This window comes from Endozoicomonas sp. ISHI1 (assembly GCF_024606225.1).
Lineage (GTDB): Bacteria > Pseudomonadota > Gammaproteobacteria > Pseudomonadales > Endozoicomonadaceae > Endozoicomonas_A.
Window position 1 is genome coordinate 1 of record NZ_JAGRPU010000080.1, and the last position, 8652, is coordinate 8652.

Consider the following 8652-nt stretch of genomic DNA (forward strand, 5'->3'; position numbering starts at 1 on the left):
CCCTGTCAACACAGTCACAGGAAGGCCTGAAGAAGCTGTTGCGACAACCCCTTGACCCCGGTGAAAACACTTCGGGCACACAGGCTTACCTGTCACAGCTGGCGGACTCTTATGATGCTTTCGATGAGCTTAAGGCCATTGACGCTACCGGTCGGATTAATGCCGTTATTGACAAGATGGACACGGCCACCCGGCAGCGCTTTGCCAGGGAATTCCTGCAATATACCCGGCAGTCAGCCATCCCGGCAGACCTGGCCGGGACCATAGCCGGGAAATTGCTTATGGCAGAGGTCAGCGCACTGACTTCCCTGCCTGACAGGATTTCCCCGGAGCTTTATCAGCGGCTCAACGGGCTACTGAACCTGGCCGGAAAAAGGGAATTTTCAGTGACCTTTGGCGGCCTGACGGTTCAGGTGTTCACCGATCCCTCAATCACCGCCGATGCTTCCTACCTAATGCCTGCCCAACGCATACTGGTGCTGGGCAACGGTGCTCCCAGCCCACTGACAGCGGCGGCAGCACTGGCTTTGCTGCAGGGGCTGAAACCGGAGGATCAGACAAAATCATTCCTGGCTCTGCAACAGAAGCGGATCAGACTGCCAGAGGGTGTGGACAGCCTGTCACCGGATGTGCTGGTCAGCGAGTTCATGGTTAAACAGGGCAAGCTGACGCTCTCCGGCCTGCTGGAACGTCTGACCAGTTTTATCGGGCTGGCGGACAGACTGAACCGGGAGGGTTCCTCCGAAGCCCGCCTTCTGGCCGGGGAGATTCGCCAGAAGGTTGCTGACAGCGTTGCCGCACTCAGGAGCGGTATTGATGTTGGCCGGATGGCGGGCCTCGTTGATATCAGCAACCGCGATTTCGACAAGGCCCTGCAGAATCTGGACAAGGCCGGTTTGCCAGACGGCCAGGCAACAAGACTGCCCGCCGCAGAGTGCGTGCTATGCGACGGCTCCGGACCGACCAGGACCATAATGGCCCTGATGGACCGGGTCAGCAGGCACCTGGATACTATTGAGATTAGTGATCGCTTCAACACTATCAGGCAGGCTGCCGGAGACAAAGGGTTGCTGGCAGACTCTTTCCTGCTGCTGGAACAGGGACGTTTTGCGGCGGTTACCACCGAGGACATGCTCGACAATCCGGGGTTCCGGAAGAATCTTCTTGATCTGTTACGACAAGCACTGGCGGAAAAGCAGGGACTGAAGCCAGAGCAAGTCATTGATCGGGTGGTCACTTTGCTCAATGACTCGGGCTACAGTGCCGACGACACCGGCTATGTCAAGGAACAGCTGCTTGCAAGCCCGGAATTTATGGAGCATCTCCGAGCCCGAAAAGGCCATACCGGCGGGGATGGCTCCGAGCCGGGTAGCCCGGGCGACACCAAGTCAGGAGGTGGGTCGAAAAGACCGCAAGGGAAATTCATGCGCACGCTGGATATGCTGGACCGTAGTACAAAATTAAGTACGGGCAGGATGCTTTTCGGCGCAGGGAATGCATTCGCCGGCTTAGCCACGTCGACGATGACACTGGTTAACCTGCAAAAGTACGGATACGCGATGCCTGCTGAAGCCAGGAACATGGCCTATGCGGGGGCGGTTCTGAACATAATCGGCTCAAACTACAGCCTCGCCATGAGCGGCAACTGGTTGCTGAGTAAAACCCTTGTCAAAACGAAAAATCCGGCAGGAGCCATTGGCGTAGCTTTCAAGCTGGGTCCAAAAGCGTCGCGAATGGTAGCCAGGGCTTTACCGCTGGTAGGCGGTGTCATAGCTCTGGCCGCTGGCACTGTTTCACTGGCCGGTAATGTCGACAACGCCGTGGCGGCAAGCAAGGCTGGCAACCGTAAACAGGCGGCCATTTTTGGCGCAATAGCGGCCCTTGATGTCATTACGATTGGCCTTGATGTTCTGGGTCTGGCGCTGGACTTCATCTTTCCAAAGCTGGGTCTTGTTGTAGATCTGATCAGCACGCTGTTGGGTTTCGTGCAGACTGCCCTGGTGGCACTGATGCCGCCACCTAACGCCAGGCAGGATTTCGATGCTTTATTGGCAGGTGATGAATTCAAAAAATATATTGAAGACAAAGTGGCTCATTTTGAGAAAGCTGGCTACAGGAGGCTTCAGCTCCACCTGGATGCCAGCGATTTTCTTGATCAGGATAAGTACGAGGATAATCTCGAGTCATTGACGAAGTCCATTGACAGGCTTTTGGGTGGCAAAAGAGACAAGGGACTTGCCCTTGAAGCTGGACTCAACGTCAGGCGAGAGGTGATAGGAACGACTCTGCGGGACTACATGTATGGCAAGAAAGGTTACAAGATATTTTATGGTCTGGATGGCGATGACACCCTGATCGCTGACAAGGGAGAGCTCTATGGCGGTTCAGGCAACGACAGGCTGATCCTGAAAAAAGATGGCATAGCAAAAGGGGGCACAGGCCGTGATACTATCCGGATCGAAAGGTCAGGGAAGGCGTTTGGAGGCCCTGATAGTGACAGGATATGGATTGACGGGTCAGGGACTGCCTATGGCAACCGTGGTAATGACGTCCTCCATCTGGGATATCGTGGGATAGGCTTTGGCGGACCAGGTGGTGACACTATTTTTAACGGCGCGCTACAGGACGGAGGCGATGATAATGACAGGCTCATAGATGACCTTGGCGATATCGAACAGTATGGCGGTACTGGAGATGACTTGCTTCAACCGGGCTTAGGCATAGGGAACATTAGAGGAGGTCATGGAAATGATACCCTGGTTTTGCCGGCACAGGTCAGGTTTCCTTACTCCGGATACAACACCCTCCATCAAAGGTTTAGGGGTTACTATCCCCTTCCCTGGACGAAATCCAGCGCATTCTTCGAGGTTAACTTACAAGAAGGACGCTGGCGTAGCCATTTTGCTGTATACCTGCAAGACCACAACCTTAAGCGCCTTGCGCCGGATGGCAATGAAACAGGAGGAACAACCCTTTTTCGACTCCTTCGCATACCGGAGCGCAGTTTCAGGTCCACCAAAGCCACTCCCGATGAGTATCTGAGCCCAAGGAAATTATACATTGCCCCGCTGTCAGAGATAAAAGCTGACTACTCGCGTGAACTGGTTGACAAAGTATTGATATCCGACCATTTACTGACGGGTTACGATAAAAAGCACACAGGCGTAAGACGGATTTCTGATCAGTACAGCAACCAGATTTTCTATTACGTTGGGGAAATCGTTTACAGAGTGGCCCATGACCGGAGAGGAGATAAAAAGAAAAAGCGTGTCCATTCAAATCAGGACATCCACGTGATCTCAAACTCCGGAAAGCAGAGAAGAGGTACGAGAGGTTATGTCTATTTTTCAGATCAGGGCATCTACCTGAAATCAGACCAGGATTTGTATTACTTCAGTAAGCAGGGACTGATAGAACGCAGCAAAAGAAACAAACCCAATGGGGCCACCGTATTTTACACAACCCTGTTTCAGCTACTGGAAACCGGGGGTACAGTTACCGGTATTGAAAATGTGGTGGGGTCGAAGCCAGGTCTGATAGTGCGGGGAACTGCCGGGCCCAACAAAATTTATTTGAAGGGTGGTAAAAATGTAGCCCATACCCTGGGCGGGAATGATGTTGTCAGTGCTGGCAGTGGAACTAACCTGATCCACCTGGGGTCGGGTGATGACCTGGCATTGTTGGGTGATGGCTTGAACGAGGTCCATGGAGGCCCTGGCACGGACACCGTGTCTTACCGTCTCAGGAAAAAAGGTCTTAAGCTGGACCTCACCCACCAGAACCTCTATAGCCTACAGCCAGCAGAGCAGCTGGCAGGGATGGAGGTCATCCAGGGTTCCCCGGGCAATGACACCCTCCTGGGAGACCACCGTAATACCGTGTTCGTGGTCACCAATGGCACCAATACCCTGGATGTCCGGGGCGGCAACGACACCGTGACCGCCAACGGCGGAAAAACGTCTGTCCGGTTACGCAGTGGCTTTAACACGGTATTACTGGGTGAGGGCAGGCACGAGGTATACACAGGCACTCATTCGGACACCCTCTGGCTGGGTCGTGGCAGTGATCTTGGCAACCACCGCATTCACGGTCATAAACACCGGAAGCCGCCAACAGGAAAATGGCCCGTGCTGGTCATCCGTTGGGAAAAATCGGGTGAATCGTGCCGTGACCCGCAAAAGGCCAGTTTGACCATCAATTCTTTTGACGAGAGCCTGAATCTGTTTTTTAGCCCTGAAATAGCGCGTCAGAGCGTCACCCTTGACTTTCACACTGATGGTTTACGTCATTTCGAAACAGTACAAGCCAACCCCGTTATCCTTTATTGGGAGCAAGCGGCAGGCACCCCCCCTTCCCTGCCAATGACCGAGGCCCTGACCCACCTGAGGAACAGTACTCTCTCGATTTATGTTGATTCAGACAGGGAACCCTGCCAGGTCAAAAAGAGAGTGGAGGACTACACCTTTTCCACAGGGGAGATGCTGGCATTCTTAAATCGCTATCCTGAAAAACCTTTAGGTGAATTCCCCCCGGCCAAATGGCGTGACGAAGCTGAACTGAAGAGCCTTGCCGATGAGGGAAAAAACCTGGGCGCCGGCCTGCACCGGATTGGCAGTCGGGAAAGCAACAATGTCAGGCTGGAGATTGAGTTTCGTTTCGACTCTTCCACATGCACCCCCCACAGTGGTGTTTTACGCAAGCTGACCCTGAAGCCGGGCGAACAGCAGGTGCGCTTTGAAGGCGTAACCCCTCTCATGAAGAAGTATCTGCACCCGGTTGAGAATGGTCCTCTCTTTCTCTCTTCAAGACCACGGCACACGCTGACTTTAAAACTGGTTAAAACCCATGCAGACGGTCGCAGACAACATCACGGTCGCCATACGGTATCAGAGTTAAAACCGGTCTCAAAAAAATGGGCCGAACTGTTCCCCGGGCAGCCAATGGCACAAGCCCTGACCATGCTCGAGATACGTCATACCTTTGACAGGGACACGACTTTTCTTAGGCTATGCAAGACCTCCAAGGCATTCAGCAGCTCTGTGGTTTTACCGGCTGTTCACCTTGACTTGTCATCAGCCTCACACTCTGGCATCCCCATCGTTGTTGGCGGCCCGGGCAATGACCGTCTAACAGGCAACCCCTTCACGGATAATGTATTGCTTGGCATGGGGGGGGGTGACATTTTGAAGGATATGGGAGGGAATAACCAGTTCATTGTCGGCATGGGCAATACCACCGTTATTGCCGGCGAGAAGGGATACAACCAGCTAATACACGACAAGCTTGCCGTCCTTTATGGTGCCCGGCTCCTGCGGAAAGGCGCCAGAAGTATCAGTATCAAAGTCGCCTCAACCTATCAACTGGATGGGATGACCGTCAACGTCACGGAGGGGATCGCACAGACCCGATGGCGAAATACTGACGTAACGGACAGCTGGCGTTATCACCAGACGGTATTCAAAGGGATCGACCAGATTGCCGGGACTTCGGGCGATGATACTTTCTTTGGCAGCAATGGTACGGATATTTTCAGCACCGGGGGCGGCCTGGACAAGGTGAGCATGGGGGACGGAGACGACCGGATCATCCTTAACGCCCCCTGGCAAAATGGCACCTTCCTGGACGGGGGCGGCGGCGCCAATACGCTGCTCTTTAAATGGCCCGTTAGTGATGATGTAACGGTTGACCTCAAGGAAGGTTTAACGGTCAGGAACCTTATCCTGGAGGACACCGGAGATGACCACAACCTGCTATTTTCCGGTGATGATGACGCTGACATTTATGTGTCCAGAGGTTCCCTCTTTAAATTTGATGGCAGAGGGGGGGATGATTACCTTTTCCTGCTAAAGCTGCCGGCGTTTATCCACTTGGACGGTGGCCCGGGAAAAGACACAATCGACTTCAGCCAGGCAACCCTTGCCCCGGAATTTGTCCGGCTCCGGCTGTCTGTGGATCTGGCCCCGGCGAGTCCCTCGTGTCCTCCGAACGGCTCGCTGCCCTGCCCTTTGGATACTCACATCGAAGGGGGTTGGTCTTTTACCCTCAGATCATCCGAATCGCAGGGCACCTATGACACATTTCCGTCCGTTATCAAGAACTTTGAGATTATCAAAGGCCCGGCCAGCAACGATATTTTCACCATTCCGGCCCTCGCTGGCCTTGTCTTTGACGGCGGAGACGGTGATGACCGGTTCGATATTTACGATACACGCATCAAGCGCAACAGCAACAGCACCTCAATCACCACCACCATAGGAGGCCCCGGGCACAACAGGCATTATGGCAGTCGGAAAGCTGACCGGATGGTGGCGAACCTGGGGCCTGACCTTCTTTCCGGCAAACTGGGCCCGGATATATACGTTATCCACCGGCAGGCCAATGGCACCCGAATCATTGACCGGGACAACGGGAATAGCTTGATATTGCACGGGGTACAACCCGAAAAACTGGACTGGCGGCTGACCGAAAATTATACCCATCTGGAGGTTCTGGACGACAGCCAGTTATTTTTCACCATCGATTTACTACACGTTCCCCGTTGTGTACGTCATGATGGCAGCCTGGCCACCGGGCACTTTATCGACGGTCTGGAACAGCAGTTCTGGCGCCTGATAATGGTTAATCCGGCCAACAACGGAACCGAGGTACTGACCAGCAAAAAACTTCGGAATTACTATGACTCCAGGCTGGCTGACGACAAACGGCTGGATAACACTTACCAGCTTGACAATGTTACGGCATCGGTACGGGGCGGGCCAGGTGACGACCTGTTCTTCATCTCCGGTACTGTCAAGCCGGGGGTTGGGCTGTTCGGGGATTCGGGAAATGATATTTTTCACCTCAAAAGCAGTGGTGCCAGCGTACACCCTGGCTCCGGCAATAATATTGTCAGTCTGGAGCTGGAGGATGCAGAGGAAAATACAGAGAAAAATGAACCAGTAAAGATATTCTTTGCCCCTTCTTCTTTTAACCGGGTTCATCTGGGTGGTGTCAGCCTTACCAATCTGCAGGCAGCAAGCTGGCGTTCGCTGGAATCAAAAAATGTCACTGACAGTGGTGAGCAGGCTCGTTGTCCAGCCGGTCTGTCACGTCTGATACCTCCTCCGGTCACCGGCGGCCGCTTTATCCTGGCGGCCTGGGTGCACCGGGACTTGCCTGCCCGGGCCGGAGGCACACTCATTCATTTTGCCGGGACTGACGGCGCTGATGCCATCAGCTTGAGCCTGAAAAATGGTGGACTGGAGATCAGGCTGACGGATGGCAAAAGGGTCTTTCACGACAGGGTCGAGCCATTTTTTACCTCCCCCCGCCAACACCTGGCCATGACCATAGATGACCGTGGGTTTCTAACCCTCTACCGGGATGGTCAGACTGTTTTGGCAGCACCGGCCCTCAGGCCAGCCGAAAAAATTCGGACGCTGAACTGTCATGCCGTTGATAAACTGATCCTCAGCCGACACATCCCGTCGTCTGAAGGCATAAAAATGATGGCATCCGGTACAGACCCTCTGGTGAGGATGGGCAGTTGGCAGAACCCACACCGTGTCTATGCCAATGACTGGCCAGACAGCCTGAAGCTGGATGACGGGGTTCTGGATGGCAAGGTGTTCATCCGTACACGACTGGGGTCTGGTTATGCACTTTTACAGCAAAGCGTCCCCGGACATCAGTATGTCATCGATGAAAAGAGTGCCATTTACCGCTTTACCGGCAGTGACACCATTGACAGTGATCAATGGATTTTGTCAAACGCCACGGGCACGGCTGACCAGCTGGAAGTTGAAACCTACCCCTGCCAGAAACTGCACTATCAAAAAGCGGGTGGGGACCTGATCCTGACTATTGCACCAAATGAAAGCACGCTGAAGAGCAAAGAACATAGCACAAAATCAATCAATTCCACCCAGAGCCTTCGGGTGCTGAATTTTTTCAGTAAGGAAGGCGAAACCATTGAACGCCTGATTGTCAATAACAGGGTGCTCAGCATGAACGAGGTACTTGCGAAAGTGAGCACCACAAAAGATGCAATGGCTGCCGGTGACAGTAACAGTAGAAACAAGAGAGTCCCGGGCTTTCTGAACAGCATCATTCACGGTGGACAGCGGCTGCTGAATTACCTGAGCAGTCTGGCCGGAGGTGAGAAAGACGACGCTGACACGGGTGAAGCAGAGCGTAATCGTCAAGGAGTGGCCAGCCTGAATAACACAGAACTGAACCGGCACTACCAGCGTCTGGTGCAGGAAATCAGTACCTTGTCGGGCAATCGCAGTGGCGAGAACTTGTCTTTTGTACCGTCGGCAAACCATAACACGACACAAAACCTGACGACTCCGCAACCTTTGACCACGGTAAGCTCTGGCTGACAGCACTAATACAAGGGGCGAACGGCACATTTTATGCATGACCGAGTGAAACGCTGCAAGGTGTTTTAATCAGCCCAGTCCCGAACAACTCGCCAGTTTCGGAGAGCTTACCGTATGTCTGTCAATCAAACTGATACGATTCCTCCCAATCGTCCTCCCGAGAGACAGTGGCTTGAGACCAGCGATGGCTGGTTTTACTCGGCCACTGTTGATACCGATTCGTTTAAAATCACTCTGTCGATAGATCGGCCAGGGTCGGCTTTTGCCACGCCTGCGCACATCAGTGCTG

At 53.6% G+C, this 8652-nt stretch carries 1 protein-coding gene; it reads left to right on the plus strand.

Annotated elements, in window-relative coordinates; translation table 11 throughout:
- The first annotated feature begins 38 nt into the window (after nucleotides 1-38).
- Entirely contained in the window at nucleotides 39-8363 is an 8325-nt protein-coding gene (locus tag KBW69_RS22875; protein ID WP_257282419.1) for a calcium-binding protein, read from the plus strand.
- The last annotated feature ends 289 nt before the right edge of the window (nucleotides 8364-8652 follow it).